Below are 17,324 nucleotides of genomic sequence, written 5' to 3' on the forward strand. Positions count from 1 at the left end.
TCCGACGTAAACCGGTCACCCGTAAGCTGCATCCCGTCACCCGAGTCACCAGCAAACCGGATCACCACCCGATCCAACCGGCGCACCTCCTTGGCCGGGACGGAGGCCGACACCGGCTCAGCCTCTTCGACGTCTACCGTGTCTACCGTCACGCGATCCGTCTCCTTCAACTTCCCTCTGGCTGCACACCGGGCGACTGCGCGGCTTCGCACATGGACAAGCCCGACGCTAGGCAGCCCGCCTTGAGGCAAGCCAAAGCACCGGTCGATCCCTCGTACACGGGCCCTGGCCGGAACGGGCTTTCCGAAGCTGTGGGAGGCCGTACGACGGCGGTGACGTGCGCCGCTGACCCGACCGGCTGCGCACCGACACCGAACTGCGGCTGATTACAGCGCCCGTACAGCAGTTCTCCAGAAAGCCTCGCGACGCTTTCCCCGTCGGCGGAGCCGCTCTGTCCGACCTGCTCGGCCGCTGGCCAACAGCCCGGCCGGGCAAGCCCGCACCGCGCAGCGCACTCCGTACCGCTCGCACTCCGTACCGCTCGAAGGAGCACACCGTGGAACCCTCAGTCCAGGCATCCCGCCGCACCCTTCTGCGCCTCGCGGCAGCGGGCGCGGCCGGCGGCGCCATCGCCGCCGCCCCGCTCCCCGCCTTCGCCGCCACCGGCGCGGACCGCTGCCCGCTGCCGCGGACCCTTTCGGTCACCGCTCCGGGGCTCTATCCGGAAGGCGTGGCCTGGGACCCCAGACGCAAGGCGTTCCTGGTGGGCTCCACCGCCCAGGGCACCATCTCCGTGGTGCGCGCCGACGGTTCCGTCTCCGTGCTAGTCGCCCCGTTCGCCCGGGTGTCCGTGATCGGCATACAGGTGGACGCGGTCCGCGGCAGCGTCCAGGCCGCGTACAGCGACTACTTCTTCCGCCGGCTGGGCATGGTGGACACCTCCCTGCCGCCGGTGAACGGCGTCGGCAGCTTCGACCTGGCCACCGGGGCCGTGCGGCAGCTGGTCCCCGTCTCGGCCGGCGAGTCCGAGCCGCGCACCAACGACGTCACCACCGACCTGTACGGCGATATCTACGTCACCGACACCGAGGCCGACACCGTCACCCGGGTGAGCCGGGACGGCGAAGTGCTCCACGTCATCCGTGACGACCGGTTCATCGCCGACGGCACCGGCCCCAACGGCATCGTCGCCCACCCCGCCGGCCATCTGTTGGTGGGCAAGTACGACGGCGGCCGGCTGTTCCGCGTCGACCGTCCGCGTTCGTCGCGTCCCGTCGTCCGCGAGGTGCGCCTCGATCGCGCGCCCGCCTCCATCGACGGACTGGCACTGCGCCCGGACGGCTCCCTGGTCGTCGTGGTCAATGACCTCTCACTGCCCGGCGGTGCAGCCGGCCGGGACGCCGTGGTGGTGCTGCGGTCCACGGACGGTTGGCGTACGGCCCGGACCCTGCGGGACCAGACATGGCCGCTCGCCGACCCGACCACGGTGGCCGTGACGCCGTACGGCGACTACGTGGTCAGCGGAGGACTGCGGGAGATCCTCTCCGGGGTGCCCTCCACCACCCCGGGCCAGTTCCAACTGCGCCGGCGCTGACGGCCCCGAGCACTGCCCCATCAAGCCCCGACCCATTCACCCCACCGGTGGCGGGCCTGCTCCGCGAGGACTCCTCCCGGCACCTGCGCCACCGGTCTCGACCGACCCGGGAGTCCTGCCATGCCGCATCCACCACGCACCGGTGCCCCGCCGCACCCGGCCCCGCCCGGTGGCCCCTTCACCGCCCTGGCTCGCTTGAGTTGCAACCGCCCCCGGCTGCTGCTGCTCCTCACCTTGATCCTGCTGGCCGGTGCCGTGGTCCTCGGCAGCGGGGTGGCAGACCGGCTGCGCAGTGGGGGCAGCGGCGGTGTCGTCGACCCCGCGTCCGAGTCGTCGTACGCCGCCGAGGTGCTGGAGCGGGAGTTTCCCGACGCCCGGCCCAATGTCGTCCTCCTCGTCGAGGCGGACGACGCCGGGAAGGGCGTCGACGAACCGGGGATCGCCCGGCAGGGGCAGGAGCTCGCCGAGCGGCTGGCCGCCGTCCCCGGGGTCACCGGCGTTGCGTCCTACTGGGGCACGCGCTCCCCGGCCCTGCGTTCGCAGGACGGCCGGGAGGCGATGGTCGTCGCCCGCATCGACGGTGATGAGCTGGCGGCGGAGCGCACCCTCGACGAGCGGATCATCCCCCGGTTCGACGGCCGGCAGGACGACCTCACCGTAAGGATCGGTGGGAGCGTCGCCGTCCAGCACGAGCAGCAGAAGCTGATCGCCGAGGACCTGATCAGGGCCGAGTTGATCGCCCTGCCGATCACCCTGCTGATCCTGATGGTGGTCTTCGGCAGCGCGGTCGCCGCACTGCTGCCGGTGGGCATCGGGGTGATCGCCATCCTCGGTACCAATGCGGTGCTGCGGGTCATCACCGAGTTCACCGATGTGTCGGTGTTCGCCACCAACCTCACCACTGCGCTCGGCCTCGGTCTCGCCATCGACTACGCCTTGTTGATCGTCCGGCGCTACCGCGAGGAGTTGGACACCGGCAAGGAGTTGCGGGACGCGCTGATCACCACCTTGAACACCGCGGGGCGCACGGTGTTGTTCTCGGCGGCGACCGTCGCCGTGTCACTCGCCGCCATGATGGTGTTCCCGCTGTACTTCCTGCGCTCGCTCGCCTACGCCGGCATCAGTGTGGTGGTGTTGGCAGCCGTTGCGGCCCTGGTGGTGCTGCCGGCGCTGCTGGTGGTGCTCGGCCCGCGCATCGACGCATGGGACGTGCGCAAGCTGCTCAAGCGGCGCTCCGACGGCCGGCAGAAGTCGGCTCCGGGGGCTGGCTGGGCCCGGTTGGCACAGGGCGTGATGCGCCGTGCGCCGCTGGTGGCGACCGGTACGTTCGCGGTGCTGCTGCTCCTGGGCGCCCCCTTCCTCAACGTCGACTTCGGCACGGCCGACTACCGCCAACTACCGTCCTCGGCACAGTCCCGGCAGGTGCAGGAGAGCATCAAGGACGGATTCCAGGGCAGCCCGACCGGGGCGATCGAGGTCGTCACCGAGCGGGCGGCGACGGCGGACCTGGGTGCGTACGCCGAAGAACTGTCCGCCCTGCCCGGCGTTCTGCGGGTGGACGCCCCGCAGGGCCGCTACACGGACGGTGCGGTCTCGGGTGCGGCCCAGCCCTCCCGTACCGCGGGCGACACCTCGTATCTGACGGTGGTCCCCGGGGTGGAGGCCGTGTCCGAAGAGGGCAAGGAGTTGGTGCGGGACGTACGGGAGGTGGGGACGCCGTTCCCGGCCCATGTGTCCGGCACGACGGCCGCACTGATCGACAGCCAGTCGGCCATCGGCCGCGGGTTGCCGTGGGCGATCGGCATCATCGTCCTCGCCACCCTGGTGCTCGTGTTCCTGCTGACGGGCAGCGTCCTGGTCCCCGTGCAGGCCGTCCTGCTGAATGCACTCAGTCTGACCGCGATGCTCGGAGCGGTGGTCTGGGTGTTCCAGGACGGGAACTTCTCCGGGCTGTTGGGCTTCACCCCGACGGGCAGCATCGAGACGGCCCTCCCGGTGCTGATGTTCTGCCTGGCCTTCGGCCTCTCCATGGACTACGGGGTCTTCCTGCTGTCCCGGATCAACGAGGAGCGGCTGCGCACGGGAGACCACAGGGCGGCGGTCGTCGAGGGCATCCGGGGCACCGGTGGGGTGATCACCGCCGCCGCGGTGGTGCTCGCGGTCGTGATGGTGGCCATCGGCAGCTCGCGGATCACCAACACCAAGATGTTGGGTCTCGGAGTGGCCCTGGCCATTCTGATGGACGCCATGGTCATCCGAACGCTGCTGGTCCCCGCCGTGCTCTCGCTCACCGGCAGGGCCACCTGGTGGGCGCCCGGCCCGCTGCGGCGGCTGCACGCCCGGTTCGGCATCAGCGAAGGGGGTTCGACGCAGCCCGTGTCGGACTCCGTTTCCGACCGGGAGGTGGCGACCGACAGGAACGACAAGGACGCCAGGACCGAGAGGGAAACAGACGACGGGGGCGCGGTCGATCCGCCCGTACTCGCCACCGTCCAGCCGGCTGACGGGGAGCGCGTCCCTGCCGTCAAGAGCTGACCCGTTTCGCATACGGGGCCGTCACGTCGTCCGGAGACACTGCCGCGCGCAGTCCGGTTGACGGGGCGGCCCCGAGGCGTTGGTGGCGGGTGGCCCGGGCCTCGGCTCGGGCCGTGGACGGGGGTTCGTCGGCTGTCGTGCCGGCTGTGGCGGTGGCTGCTTTGGCCCTGCGCAAGGGGTCGCGCATAGCGTCCGGGGCACCGCGCTACGGCGGACGCAGGATCGTTGCTCCACCCGTCCCACTCGGCCTCACCACGCCGGATCGAACGACGGATTCGTGGACCTTTCCTGCAACAGACGGGGGCGCGCGGAGCGCGCGTAAGCCCAGACCGGTACGAGGAGGAGTGTCCATGGCCATCGACACGGTCGTCGTCGACTACGGAGGGGTTCTCACCAACCCGCTGGTGGAGACCTTCGTGGCCTTCGCCGAGTTGGCCCAGTTGAGCACCGACGAGCTCGCCGGTGCCCTGGTGGCAGCAACACAACGGTACGGCCAGACACCCATGGCCGCGCTGGAGACCGGCAGGATCAGCGAACGGCAGCTGACCGAACGGATCCTGGCCGAACTCCCCGAGGGCGCCGGTCGGGTGTTGGAGGAGGGACACAGCTTCGGCGAGCTCTGGTTCCGCGGACGCCGTCCCAACACACCGTTCGTGGAGTATCTGCACACGCTGCGGAGCCGCGGACTGCGGCTGGCGCTGCTCACCAACAACGTGCGGGAGTGGGAGCCGCTGTGGCGGGCCCAACTGCCCGTGGACGAGTTGTTCGACGTCGTCGTCGACTCGCACAAGGAGGGTGTCCGCAAGCCGGACCCGGGCATCTACCACGTGCTGTTCGACCGGCTCGGAGTGGGACCCGAACGGTGTGTGTTCGTCGACGACACCGAGGAGAACTGCACGGCCGCCGAGGAGCTCGGGATGCGCGCGGTGCGGTTCGCGGACACCCGACGGGCGATCGCGGAGCTCACCGACGTACTCGGGCCACGCGGCGCCGGGTCAACAGCCGCGGCGTCGGTGGCCGGCGCCGATCACGCCCTCGTGGGTGCCGGGTCGCCGGGCACATCGACCCACGGTGGACCACGATGAACGCGCCCGTACTGGTCATCGGGGCCGGACCCACCGGGCTCACCGCGGCCTGTGCGCTGTGGAACCTGGGGGTGCCCGCGCGCGTGGTGGACCGCCGTCGTGGGCCCGGCACCGCCCCCAAGGGGCTGGTGTTGTGGAGTGGCGCACTGGAGTGCCTCGACCGCATCGGTGTGGCCGAGGAGCTCGCCCGCGAGGCGCTGCCGCTGGCCGGAGCGTCCTACTGGGCCGCAGGTCGGCGCATCGCCGGAGTGCGCTTCGGTGGGTTGGAGAACACCGCCTTCCCCGGGCCGTTGTGCGTGCCGCAACCCGTGACCGAACGGGCCCTGCACCGACGGCTCACGGAGCTCGGCGGCCGGGTGGAGTGGGAGACCGAGGCGACCACGGTGGCGGTGGACCGTTCGGGGCCCGACCAGTCGGTGACCGTGGTCCTGCGCTCCGGTGGGAGCGAGGAGACCGTCACGGTCCCGTGGCTCGTCGCCGCCGACGGAGCACGCAGCCTGGTGCGCACGGCCGTGGGCATTCCGTTCGAGGGCCACACCTTCGAGCGCACGTTCCTGATCGGGGACGGCACGCTTGAGGGCGCCCCGGCCGAGGCCGAAGTACAACACCACATCGCGCCGGAGGGTGTGTTGGTCATCGTGCCGCAACCCGATGGCCATCGGGTCTTCTTCGACACCGAGCCCACTGACGAGACCGAACCGCCCTCCCTGGAACTGCTCCGACGGCTGCTCGACGAGCGCGGACCCGGCGGGCTGCACTTGCGGGACGTCCGCTGGTCCAGCCGCTTTCGGGTCCATGCCAAGGTCGCGCCCCGCTTCCGGGACGGTCCGGTGCTGCTCGCCGGGGATGCGGTGCACGCCCACACCACCGCGGGCGGCCAGGGACTCAACACCGGTGTGCAGGACGGTTATGACATCGGGTGGAAGCTGGCATCGGTGATCCGCGGCAGCGATGCGCGGCTGCTCGACAGCTTCGAGGCGGAGCGTCGTCCGGCGTCGGTGCGGGCGGTCCGCAGCGGGGACCAACAGACCAGGATGTGGTTGCTGCGTTCTCCGTTGGCGCGCGGCGCGCGGAATCTGGCGATGCGGGCGCTGTCCGGAGCGGGGGTCCTGGAGTCCAAGGTCGTGCCCCTGCTGGCCCAGTTGGATCTGGATCACTCGCGCAGTGAGGCGGTCGTCGATCTGCCCGGTGCGGGGGCAGTGCCGCGTGCCCTGCGCCTCGGTAGGCGTCCCTTCCACCTCACCCTCGCTCCCGCGCTCGGGGGTGCTTCGACCTCGCTCGGTCAACACCTGTCCACCGGGCGGCACACGCTGGTGGTGCACGGTGCCTCCGCGGGCGAGTGGGCCGAGCAGGCCGCACTGGCGCTCCGCGCGTGGGAGGTCGACGACGTGGTGCAGGTGCTCTGGGTGCGCCCCGGTGCCGTCGGCCACGACCGGGTGACGGTTTCCGGGTGCGAGGTCGTCCATGACCGCGGCGATGTGCTCGGCGGCGGCGACACGCCGTGGTTCGCGTATGTCCGTCCCGACGGGGTGGTCGGCGCCCGCGCGGGCACGGCGGGCTTCGACGCCCTGCTCGCCCGACTGCCGTGCTGGCCGTCCCGTACCGTCGACGGCCCGTTGCGATCTGCGCCGGTACAGCAGCCGCAGACATCCGCCGCGGTTCCTTCCATCCGCCGGACCCTCACGGCCCACAACGGTGGTTGAACCGTCCTCCGTATCGGGGTGGGGCGGGCACGATGTCCCCGCTCGCCCTCCGTCCCCATCTGTGTGACCGGCGCTCCTCGCGCCTCTCCTCACCTCCCGCCACTGCCGCAAGGGCCCCGGCTCGACCACACGGGCCCCGCGGGTGGCCACCGCTCTCCTGACCGTTCGTGTGAAGGGATCACTTCGCCATGTCCATCTCCACCTCAGCGCCCCTGTCAGCTGCCTCATCGACGGCGACCGTCACCGCCCCCGTACCCGCCGTCTCCGCCCCGGCGGACCCGCAACCGTCGGTGGCCGCTGTCGGTGAGGAGACCGCGGCGCAGCCCGTACTGAGCTATGACGCGACGGTCCCGCGGGCCCTCGTCCACCGCTCCTCGATCGCCGAGGTGTTCGTCACCGACTCCCTCCAGACGGGAGAGGACAGCTTCAAGGTCGCCGCCCAACTGCCCCGCGGCCACCTCATCGGCGAGAGCTCTCCGCTGTACGACTTCACCCTGCTGGTCGAGGTGGTGCGCCAGGCCGGAGTGCTGGTCGCCCATCGCCATCTGGACGTGGCGCTCGCGTCGGCCTTCATCTTCCGTGATCTCAACCTCCGCACCACGGGCTTCGCACCGCTGCGGATCGGGCTGCGGCCCGCGGACCTGGTCGTCACGATGGACGCCAAACCGAAGCGCAACAGAGCCGGCCGGGTGCAGGGCTTCACCTTCACCGGCGGCATCCACGTCGACGGGGAACTCGCCCTCGAAGGGGAGGGCGGGCTGCTGATCCTCTCGACTTCCGCCTACCGGGTGCTCCGCGGAAAGCGCCAGGTGCCCGATCACCCGGGGTTCCTGCTGCCGCGCTTCACGGCCGCCGAGCCCGCCACGGTGGGACGGCGCGACGCCCGCAACGTGTTCATCACGGACCCGGTCGCCGATTCGGAACACGGTCAGTTCTCGGCGCAGTTGGTGGTGGACACCACGCACCCGCACGTGTTCGACCATCCGTTGGACCACGTGCCCGGTCATCTCCAGATGGAGGCGGCACGGCAGTTGGCCATCGCCTCGGTCGCGCGACTGCACGGACTCGACCCGTACACCCTGACGATCGCCTCGATCACGACCAACTTCTCCGACTATGCGGAGTTGGATCAGATCACCCGAATGCGGGCGACGGCCGAGGGGTTCCGCTGGGACGAAGGTCTACGCACTTGCACAGTTCCCGTCTCGGTCGAAGCGGTCCAGGAGGGACGGACCACCACTGCCCTGCGGCTTGAGGTGGCACAATGGAGTTGAGTTCAAAAAGAAAGACGTTTGCATAAATCCCGAGCATTGTCTCCGTCCAGTAGCATTTCCGCCCAAAAGGTGTCGGCCAATCGACCGAACCCGACGGGGGACCGCATTGATACGCATCCTGCTCGCCGAAGACATGCACATGGTTCGCGGGGCGCTCGTGGCACTGCTGGCTCTGGAGGACGACTTAGACGTGGTCGCCGAAGTCGAACGCGGTGACACCATCGTCAGCACCGTCCTGGAGTGCCGGCCGGACATCGCCATCATCGACGTCGATCTGCCGGGGCTCGACGGTCTGAGTGCCGCCGCACTCCTGGCCGAGCAAGCGCCCTGGTGCCGCACGCTCATCCTCACCAGTCTCGGCAGACCCGGAACGCTCCGCAAGGCACTCGCCGCCCGGGTCGGCGGCTTCCTCCTCAAGGAGGCGCCGCCGGCCCGACTCGCCTACGCGGTGCGCGAGGTGGCGGCGGGCAAGCGGGTCATCGACCCCCAACTGGCACTCGCCGCCTTCGACAACGGGGAGAACCCTCTGACTCCGCGCGAGGTGGAGGTCCTGCGGCTGGCCGCGGACGGCGCGGAGGCGGCCGAGATAGCGATCCGTCTCTTCCTCTCGGTGGGGACGGTCCGCAACTATCTGACGACCATCGTCACCAAGCTCAACGCCCGCAACAGGGTCGACGCCATCCGGGTGGCGCGGGAGAGCGGCTGGCTGATGTGACCTCGACCGGAGGCGGCGCATCCGGGGGCCGGCCGTTCACGCACTCGCGATCCGGCGCCCCGCCGGAACCGCGCCGCCCGCGGTCGGGGTCCACGCCCCTCGTACCCGCTCAGTCGTCGAGCGGTGCGGGCAGCCGCACCGGCGCCTCGACCCGCAGGGAGAAGCAGCCTTCGGCGTCGATGCCCGAGACGAGCCGACCGCCGATCGCCGCCAGTCGGAACTGTAGGTTCTGCAATCCGCTGCCGTCCCGGGAGCTCGGGTCGTGCACCGGACCCGACAGGCTGCGGTCCACCCCGTCATTGACGATCGTGAGCACCGCATCGCCCGTCGATTCGGTCCAACAGGCGATCCGGCAGTTCTCCGCCTTGCTGTGCCGCAGCAGATTGGTGACGGCCTCGCGCAGGACGGTGGCCATGATGGTGTCGACCTCCCCCTCGGGCAGTCGGCCCCTGATGTCCACGGTCGCCCGGATGCCGCCAGCCTCCAGCACCGCCTGCGCCGAAACCGCCTCGGTGGCCAGGGACATGTCCCGGTAGCCGCGGGCGACCGTGCGTACGTCGGACAGGGCCTGGCGGGAGATCTCCAGGATGCTCTCCAGTTCCGCCAGGGCACGATCGGCCTCCCCGTGCACCAGACGGCGGGCCAACTCGCTCTTGAGGGTGATCGCCGAAAGGCTGTAGCCGAGCAGGTCGTGGAGGTCCCGGGCGAACCGCAGGCGCTCCTGCGTGACCGCGAGCCGGGCGATCTCCTGTTGGGCCTCCTGCACCTCGACCACCAACTCGGCGAGCCTGCTGAGCCCGTACACGATCAGCCCGGTGAGGACCGTCGAGACCGCGATGTACGCGGTGCCGATGAGGTCCATGCCGAGGAGCGGACCGGTGGCAGCCGCCACCGCGGTCACCACGGCGAACAGCGGCCAGGCCACCTGGGGCCGCAGCACCAGGAGGACCGAGGCGCCGAAGAATCCCGCCATGCCGCCCCAGCCGAAGCCGAGCGTCAGCAGCGGGAGGTACGTCAGGAGCGCCTGTGCGGCCAGGGTCCACGGTCCCCAGCGGGCCCGAAACCGGCGTAACTGGTACGAGGAGTGCACAAGTTGGAGGACGAAGATCAGTGCGAAGCCGATCACCGACGCCACGAGGGTGAAGGTCTCGGGCTCCTCCCCCAGGATGTTCAGGAAGCCCACGAGGACGAATCCGCACTCGACCAGCAACAGAATGCTGAGGGCGAGGTGCGGGGGCGGGGCGCCCCGCCCCATCTTGTACACCGCGGACGAGAGGCCCGGCAGACCGCCGGCGCCCGGGTCGGGTTCCCGTCTGCCGGCGGTCCTGGCTCTACCCGAGCGCGTCATGGCGTCCCTCATGCATTCCCCCGCGGAGAGGCATCACAGGAGATCAGTCAATGGGGAGAGGCTGAACTCCGGTGCCAGCTTGTGGATTAGACCTGTGAAAATCGTGCCGCACTACAGCGGATTGCGCCAGTTCCTCAGGGAGCGTACCGAGCACGAAGCCCCCGACGCTCGGCTCGATGCGCCAGTCCAGGCCCGTGGCCCGAGCGGCGAGATCGATGTCACCGCTACCCAGTGCGCAGGAAGCCAGTCCCATGGCGGTGCCCACCAGATAGAGATTCTGGGTCACCGCACCGACGTGCTTGAGCGTGAGGGCGTACGGCAGACCGCTGTACTTCCACGCCAAGCGGTGGATGCGGGAGGTGATGGTGATGACGACGGCCGGCAGATCGGTGAGGCCCGCGGCGATCCTGGCCTCGGCGAAGAGTTCGGCCATGGCCGACTTGTTGTCGGAGTCCCCGACCTGCACCAGACAGTGCTCCAGCGGAGCGTAGTAGTGGATGCCGGGCGGAATGCCGGCGCAGTCCCGGACCGCCAGGTAGAACTCCAACTCGTAGGCTCTGCCGCCGCTGGGATAGGGACGGTCCGTGAAGGCCCCCTCCTCACCGCCCCGCGCCCCGTCGTGGAGCGAGCGCACCCGCAGCGCCCGGAACAGGAACTCCCCCAGCACATCGGCCGTCAGTCGCTCGGAGCCGAACGACCGGATGCTCCGGCGGCCTTCGAGTACGGAACTCAGGGGCGGGTCACTCGCCGGCATATCGCTGATGCGGGGCCGTGCGAGAGGGATGCGCGGCCCCTCCGGCAGGGGTTTGACCGCGGGAGCCGGGGCCATGCGATCGGCGAGCGGATAGGTGGCGCCGAAGTCCGCGTCGTGCCTGCCGAGCGTGGAACGGGTGTGGAAGAGCAGGTCGATCGCGGACCACGAGGCCAATGCGGGATCGCTGTCCTCGGCGAATCCGGGTACGGAGGGATGCAGGACGCCGTCGTCCTGCAAGGCGCCCGTAGCCGGGTCCGCCCCTCCCCCGAGGTCGGGCGACGGCGAGGACTCGGCCGGCACCACCATCCCCGTCCCCAACAGATGGGCGATGATCTCGCGGGTCGCCTCGGCGGGCAGGGGGACCGCGGCGGCCACTTCGGCACTGCTGATCGGACGGCCGAGCATCCCGATGACCCAGGATGCCTCCGGGCAGTGCAGGACCACGCGGTGCAGGGATGTGGGTGACTCCAGGACGAAGCCCTTCCCCTCGCTGCGCAGGAAGGCGAACTGGGAGAGTCGGATCGGGTGCTTCTCGTCGACCGCCGCCGGACCGTAGCGCGCCGACTGGGAGATCGGCACCACCGACATCAGCAGGTGGTCCGGGCTGTCCAGCCCCAGGGATCGCACCACCAGGTGCTGGAGCCGTTGCAACACCATCAGGATCTCCGCCAGGGAACTCTCGACCGACGGGCCTCCCCCGCTCCCCTCGGTGTACGAAGGGGACGGGGGCGCGCCGGCCACGACGTTCGCCAGGGAAATGGGCCCGAGCCGCATCCGACGCAGCGCCTCGCGCACCGAAGGGCTGGCGTGGCGCATCCGGACCTCCCCCCATCTTCCCGAGAGCACCACGGCACCGCTGGGGCAGCCGGTATCCACCAGTACGTCCTCGCGCAGCGCCCACAGGGAAAGGGTGCGCCGTCCTCGGCGTACGGTCGGGTGGCCGTCGAATGACCTCTCGGTTGGCATGGGAACTCCTGAGCGGGACGCGGGGGAGAGCCGTCGGAACGGCCGGGAGACGCACACGAACTTCAGACGAACAGCGGAACGGGGTTGAGGTCGGCGTACGGGGTCGGGGCATCGAGCCGGCCCAGGCGCACCGGCACGTCGAACAGTCGCCCCGGTGCGAACCTCGCCCAGAAGTGGCGCAGGCCGGGGACGACGACCTTCACCACCGGAATCCCGATGTCGGGTCTGGTCTGGTCGAGGACGAGCAGGTCCATGTCGTGCCGGCGCAGCAGTGCGACGACCTCCTCGACGTCCTCACGCAGATCGGATCGGTACCGGTGGGCGAAGTCGGCGGGACCCCGCGCGGGTCGCGCGGGGTCGGGCGGCAGATGTGGTTGGTTGCGGACGGTGGCCCCCCACCACCATCCGAGCGGCTCCGCCGCGGTGACGCCGTAGCCGGAGCCGTCGGCACGGGCGTCGACGACGGCCGGCAGCAGTTGGTTCATCTCCGTGAGCGCCCGCCGCAGGGCGACCACCGGATCGAAGTGCGCACCGAAGCCGAACATGATGTCCTCGGCCGGTTTGTCGGTCCTTCGACTCAGGGCTGCGAACACCGGGACCCCGAGGTCGGACGTCAGGTCGAGCACCCACACCTCGCGGTGCAACTCACGGTAGGTGGCCTGTAGTTCATCGGTCCAGGCGTCACCGAACCCTCCGGCTCCATCCAATCTGACGGCTGGTTGGCGGGTGCGGTTGTACCACCAGAGCGCCACCGCGTCCCGCTCCACGAGTTCCAGGAACCCGTGGAGTATCGCGTCCTCCAGACTGCTGCCCGCGGCGTTACCGTTGGAGTCGGCGCGCAGTGCGCGATGACCGGCAGGCGGTGGCACCGCCCCGCCCGCGGGGCCGGAGAAGTAGAGCATTCCGGTGGGGAGGAGCCGCTGGCGCTGTTCGGTGAGGGACCACAAGGGGGTCCAGTCGACCGGTGCGCGGTCGTCAAAGGGTTCGGGAACGTACTGGAACGCCGCATGCAGGGCGTTCCAGCGGTCGCGGTCACGGAACTGGCGCGGCGCGTAGAGCTGACAGGCGTCCGGGGACAGGGCCGCGTCCCCCAGGGCGCGGCGACTGTCCCGTATCCGCAGCTCGTCGCCCTGAAGGGTGGCGCTGTAGCGCTCCAGGGCTTCGCAGAGTGCGCTGACTTCGGCTTCCTGTGCCGTGCTTCCCTTGCCTCCGCTGACCTGGCGGAGGCCGGCGCGGAGCTGGGCGAGGTCCGCACCTCCGGCGGCGGGGTTGCGGCCCGCCAGATAGCAGTGCAGGGCGGCCGGTGCGCGGGGGTCGCGACGGATGTCGTCGACGACCCCGCTCACCGGGCTCACGAGATGGCGGTACTGGTCGTGGACCTCCTGTACGGAACGGGCGCGGTGGCCCGCACTGTGGGGCGACTTGGGGCGGGAGACGAGCGTGACCGGGCGTCGTGCCTGGTCGACGATGAGCTCGGGGTCTCCGCAGTCGGGGCACTGTGGGCGGCGACGAACATCGTGGTGGCGGGTGGTGAGCGACAGGGTCTCCAGCGTCACTACCGCGGACTGGCCGGAATGGCGGTAGCCCGCGAGCCACTTCGCGGCTTCCAACACGGTCAGGTGCGCGGCGGCTGCGCTGGTCGCCGCGACCCGTGAGGCGGGGCGGGGCACCGGTCCGCTCAGCCCGAGTGCCCGTCGCACGGGAGCTTCGCAGAGCCGGTGTCCGTCGAGCCGATGGGCGAGACATGACCAGCACGCGCCGACTCCGGGCTGGAACACCGGTCCGAGCCAGGTGGTCGAAGCACCCGGCCGGGTCAGCAGCCAGGGTCGTCCGGTGACCTGGTGTCGAGCGTCGATCTCGCGGAGTTCGGGGTTGAGGTAGTCGTCACAGACGACGAGGGAGAGTTGCGGGGCTTCGATGGTGAGACCTCCGTCAGGGTCCGCACCGCTCGCCACCGTCAGACCGGCGGCCTCGCACGCTTCCCTCACTCCGTCCGCGTCGACGTTCCCCACCGTCAGCACTTCGACGGTTGCCGCGGCCAACCGGGCGAGGGCGTCGGTCCCGTCGAGGCCCGCCAACTCCCAGTAGGCGCGGGCGTGGCCCCGCACAGGATCGGTATGGACGTCCGGAGCCGCGGCCGAGTACCCCACGAGACCGGCCTGGGCGAGACGCCCTATCAGCCGTCCCGCCTGCTCGGCGGGGATGGTCCTGGCCGCTTCGCGCAGGACGGACGGCAGATCCCTCGTGCCGTCCAACAGCGGGACGAGCGTCTCGATCTGACCGCCCTGAAGTGCGGTGACACCGCGGTCGGAGAGCAGATAGGCCGCGTCCCCCGCGATGACTTCCGCTCTCAGATGGCTACGGAATCCCACGCGCCGCCCTCGCGTGGACTCCTGGGAGCGCGCGGAGCGCTCGCCGTGGACGGCAGTCACCGCAGGGTCGTCCCGTTCGCGGCGGCGAGGGCCGCGGAGAAGGCGGTGGAGAAGTCGTCGGTCGAGCGGGCGGAGTCGGACAGCGACTCCGTCTCCAAGCAGAAGCAGAGCTGTGCGTGCGCGACCGCGGGCCGGCTGAGCTCCTCGATGGTCAACTCGCCCGGGGTGCCTTCGGTCAGCGTCGGGGCCTGGTCGGTCAGGTCCAGCGAGACGCCGAACTCGCCGAGGACCGAGCGGGCGTCGCAGCGGTAGCGGTCCGCGAGGTCGGGCTCCAGCCAGATGCGGGCGAACACCTCGACGAGTTGGTCGGAGGCGATCGATCTCTCCCGTCCGAGCGCACCCCTGGTGGGTGCGGTGGGTGCATCGGTCGTACCGTCGGGAGCGAAAAGGGTGATTCCGTTCACGTGGTCCTCCGCTTTCATCCTGAATATGTCCGTCGGAGCGCCGTGTCTGAGCGGCTGGGATAAATCTTGTGCGTCACAAGTGGCCGATAGACAGTGTTCCGTTCATGCCTCACATATGAGTTCTTCATGGCCCGGACCTTCGCGGATTCACATCGGGCCGGTGAGCCGATCACTGGGGCCTGGGGCTCCCTGCTGCCATCGTTGGTCACCCCGGAGGAGACACCGGGCGGTTGTGGTTGGAAGGGAGTACCAGATGGAGATCCGGGTCCTGGGGCCGCTCGTCGCTCAGCTCGCCCACACGTCGGTGGTGCCCAGTGCGGCCAAGCCGCGCCAGGTGCTTGCACTGCTGGCGTTGCACCCCGGCCAGGTGGTGACCGTGTCGACCCTGCTCGACGAGTTGTGGGGGGACGCACCGCCGCGTACCGCGCCGGCCACCTTGCAGACGTATATCCGACAGTTGCGCAGGATGCTGGGGGACGCCCTCGACCCCAACGGAGTTCGCGGCCCCAAGGACGTGCTGTGCACCCGCTACGGCGGATACGCACTGGACGCAGCCGCGGCCGTCGATGCGACCGAGTTCCAGCGGTTGTGCGTGGCGGGGCAGACGGCCTTACGGGAAGGGGCCGATCTGGAGGCGTCGCAACTGCTGCACCGGGCGCTGTCACTGTGGCGCGGCCCCGCCCTCGCCGATGTGCAGATCGGTCGGGCGCTGGAGGTCGAGACCCTGCGGTTGGAGGAGACCCGGCTCAGTGCGCTGGACGGACGGATCGAGGCCGATCTACGGCTCGGTCGACATGCCGCGCTGTTGGGTGAGTTGACCGCACTGGCGGCGCAACACCCCCTGCACGAGACGGTGCACGCGCAGTTGATGTTGGCGTTGTACCGTTGCGGTCGCCCTTCCCACGCCCTCAGCGCCTATCAGCGCTTGCGCCGTTCCCTGATCCAGGAGTTGGCGTTGGAGCCGTCACCCCGGTTGCAGCGGCTGCACCAGGCGATCCTGGCGGCCGATCCGGGGTTGGAGGCCCCGGACCAGGGGATGCACGGCAACGTCGTGCGCGGCTTCGGGCGGCTCGTGCCCGTTTCCGTGTAGAAGGCGGCGGGGCCGGGCGTCGAACCGCCGCCCCGGTGCCCCCTTCCCGCCCGTGACCCCGGGCCGCAACCCCGTGACCTCCCCGGGGCTGCGGCCCGGCTCTGTTTCCCCGCCTCTGCTTCTCGGCTCTGAGCGTGCGGCTCTGAGCGTGCGGCTCTGGTTGTACGGCTCTGAGCGTGCGGCTGCGCGCCGTCGCAGTGCCCGGGCTCGCGGCAGGTGTGCGCCAGTTCTCCTCGCCGTCGTTTGGCGGCCCTTAAGCGGTGCTGCCGACTCTGGAGGGTGTTTGGCCGATTCTGTTGCGGTGGTCTTCGGTGGACGAAGCGCGTGCACGGTCGTCGTCGTCCTCCGTTTGGGATCAGTTCCGGCCTCCACAGCGTGCGGTCAACGTCCCACCGGACCGTGTCGCCCAGCCACGCTCCGCGGCCGTGGGCGCCGGTGGACATCAGGGCAGCGAGAGGAGAACCGGGCACTATGACGCGATATCTGAGGCGCGGCGCAACGGCCGACGGGGGCCGACTGCGCTTGTTCTGCTTCCCCTACGCGGGTGGGGGTGCCTCCGCCTATGCGAGCTGGCAGCGCCGGCTCGGCGCCGCCGTGGACGTGCAGCCGGTGCAGCTTCCCGGTCGTGAGGGCCGGATGGCGGAACCGCGCTTCACCGATCTACCGGCGCTGATCGCCGACTTGGACAGGGAGATCGGACCAGAACTCGAACGCCCGCACCTGATGTACGGGCACAGCATGGGTGCGCTGATCGCCTTCGCCCTCACCCAACACCGTCGGGCCCGAGGTGCTCGGCTGCCTCTCGCCCTGGTGCTGAGCAGCCATCGGGCTCCGCATCTACCGGCGCCGCCGATCGCCCAGGGTCAGGTCCTGGACGACGGGGCGCTGGTACGGGGCCTGTCCGAACTCGGCGGTCTGCCGCAGGCGCTCCTGGACCGCCCGGAGTGGTTGACGGCGCTCCTCCCGGTGGTGCGCGGGGATCTGGCGCTCTGCGCCGGTGCGGGCGGGGTGGACCGTACTCCGCTGCCGGTGCCGGTCCATGCCTTCGGCGGGGTGGAGGACCGCTTGGTCACGGTGCCCGAGGTCCGGGAGTGGTCCGCCTACACCACCGCGGAGAGTGCGGTGGAGGTGCTGCCCGGAGGGCACTTCTTCATACGGGAGGAGGAAGAGCACTTCCTCGGGCGCCTCGCACTGTTGTTGCGGCGGTACGAGAACGCGCCCGGGCTGACCGAGCGGGACCTGGTCGGAGCCCCGAGCGAGTGAGGCCCGCGCAGGCGCCCGGTCGTTCCTCACCGGGCGGCGGGGAACGACCGGGGCGGGCGAGCAGTACGGGATGACAGAGCGGCCCCCGGACCCGATTCGGGTCCGGGCGCACCGCCCGGGTCACGAGTCCCCGGCCCACCGCGGACGGTTCCAGCCAGCAG

At 70.4% G+C, this 17,324-nt stretch carries 12 protein-coding genes; 8 read left to right on the top strand and 4 right to left on the bottom strand.

The window, feature by feature from the left end; genetic code table 11:
- Positions 1 to 556: 556 nt before the first annotated feature.
- From ABZ348_RS33780 to ABZ348_RS33805, 6 genes are all read left to right on the top strand, one after another.
- Positions 557 to 1,594: an SMP-30/gluconolactonase/LRE family protein gene (locus tag ABZ348_RS33780; protein ID WP_358939697.1), complete on the top strand. Its 1,038-nt coding sequence runs from the start codon at positions 557 to 559 to the stop codon at positions 1,592 to 1,594.
- Positions 1,595 to 1,714: 120 nt separating this feature from the next.
- Positions 1,715 to 4,129, top strand: coding sequence for an MMPL family transporter (locus tag ABZ348_RS33785; RefSeq protein ID WP_358939698.1), 2,415 nt, complete (start codon positions 1,715 to 1,717; stop codon positions 4,127 to 4,129).
- Positions 4,130 to 4,479: 350 nt separating this feature from the next.
- Positions 4,480 to 5,214 (top strand): HAD family phosphatase, encoded by a 735-nt coding sequence (locus ABZ348_RS33790; protein ID WP_358939700.1) that lies wholly within the window; start codon positions 4,480 to 4,482, stop codon positions 5,212 to 5,214.
- Positions 5,211 to 6,917: an FAD-dependent monooxygenase gene (locus ABZ348_RS33795; protein ID WP_358939702.1), complete on the top strand. Its 1,707-nt coding sequence runs from the start codon at positions 5,211 to 5,213 to the stop codon at positions 6,915 to 6,917. Before ABZ348_RS33790 ends, ABZ348_RS33795 begins: the two co-directional genes overlap by 4 nt.
- A gap of 188 nt (positions 6,918 to 7,105) precedes the next feature.
- On the top strand, positions 7,106 to 8,191 hold the full coding sequence (locus ABZ348_RS33800; RefSeq protein ID WP_358939704.1) for a ScbA/BarX family gamma-butyrolactone biosynthesis protein: 1,086 nt from the start codon (positions 7,106 to 7,108) through the stop codon (positions 8,189 to 8,191).
- Positions 8,192 to 8,297: 106 nt separating this feature from the next.
- The gene (locus ABZ348_RS33805) at positions 8,298 to 8,906 is read left to right on the top strand and encodes a response regulator transcription factor (RefSeq protein WP_329015092.1); all 609 of its coding nucleotides are present in this window, start codon (positions 8,298 to 8,300) and stop codon (positions 8,904 to 8,906) included.
- Positions 8,907 to 9,015: 109 nt separating this feature from the next.
- Here the strand turns inward: ABZ348_RS33805 and ABZ348_RS33810 are convergent, their stop codons facing one another.
- The 4 genes from ABZ348_RS33810 to ABZ348_RS33825 all read right to left on the bottom strand — a co-directional run bounded on the left by ABZ348_RS33810 (position 9,016) and on the right by ABZ348_RS33825 (position 14,810).
- Positions 9,016 to 10,254: a histidine kinase gene (locus tag ABZ348_RS33810; RefSeq protein ID WP_358939705.1), complete on the bottom strand. Its 1,239-nt coding sequence runs from the start codon at positions 10,252 to 10,254 to the stop codon at positions 9,016 to 9,018.
- A 43-nt stretch (positions 10,255 to 10,297) separates the two neighbouring features.
- Positions 10,298 to 11,974 (bottom strand): SagB family peptide dehydrogenase, encoded by a 1,677-nt coding sequence (locus ABZ348_RS33815; RefSeq protein ID WP_358939707.1) that lies wholly within the window; start codon positions 11,972 to 11,974, stop codon positions 10,298 to 10,300.
- A 62-nt stretch (positions 11,975 to 12,036) separates the two neighbouring features.
- Positions 12,037 to 14,406 (bottom strand): TOMM precursor leader peptide-binding protein, encoded by a 2,370-nt coding sequence (locus tag ABZ348_RS33820; RefSeq protein WP_358939709.1) that lies wholly within the window; start codon positions 14,404 to 14,406, stop codon positions 12,037 to 12,039.
- Positions 14,403 to 14,810: a putative TOMM peptide gene (locus ABZ348_RS33825; RefSeq protein WP_358939711.1), complete on the bottom strand. Its 408-nt coding sequence runs from the start codon at positions 14,808 to 14,810 to the stop codon at positions 14,403 to 14,405. Before ABZ348_RS33825 ends, ABZ348_RS33820 begins: the two co-directional genes overlap by 4 nt.
- A 253-nt stretch (positions 14,811 to 15,063) precedes the next feature.
- Between ABZ348_RS33825 and ABZ348_RS33830 the strand changes: the two genes are divergently transcribed.
- Together ABZ348_RS33830 and ABZ348_RS33835 are read left to right on the top strand one after the other, a co-directional pair.
- Positions 15,064 to 15,900, top strand: a complete 837-nt coding sequence (locus ABZ348_RS33830) for an AfsR/SARP family transcriptional regulator (protein WP_358939713.1) — start codon at positions 15,064 to 15,066, stop codon at positions 15,898 to 15,900.
- A 471-nt stretch (positions 15,901 to 16,371) separates the two neighbouring features.
- On the top strand, positions 16,372 to 17,163 hold the full coding sequence (locus tag ABZ348_RS33835; RefSeq protein WP_358939715.1) for an alpha/beta fold hydrolase: 792 nt from the start codon (positions 16,372 to 16,374) through the stop codon (positions 17,161 to 17,163).
- Positions 17,164 to 17,324: the final 161 nt, after the last annotated feature.

It is taken from the genome of Streptomyces sp. NPDC005963 (assembly GCF_040638655.1).
Taxonomy (GTDB): domain Bacteria; phylum Actinomycetota; class Actinomycetes; order Streptomycetales; family Streptomycetaceae; genus Streptomyces.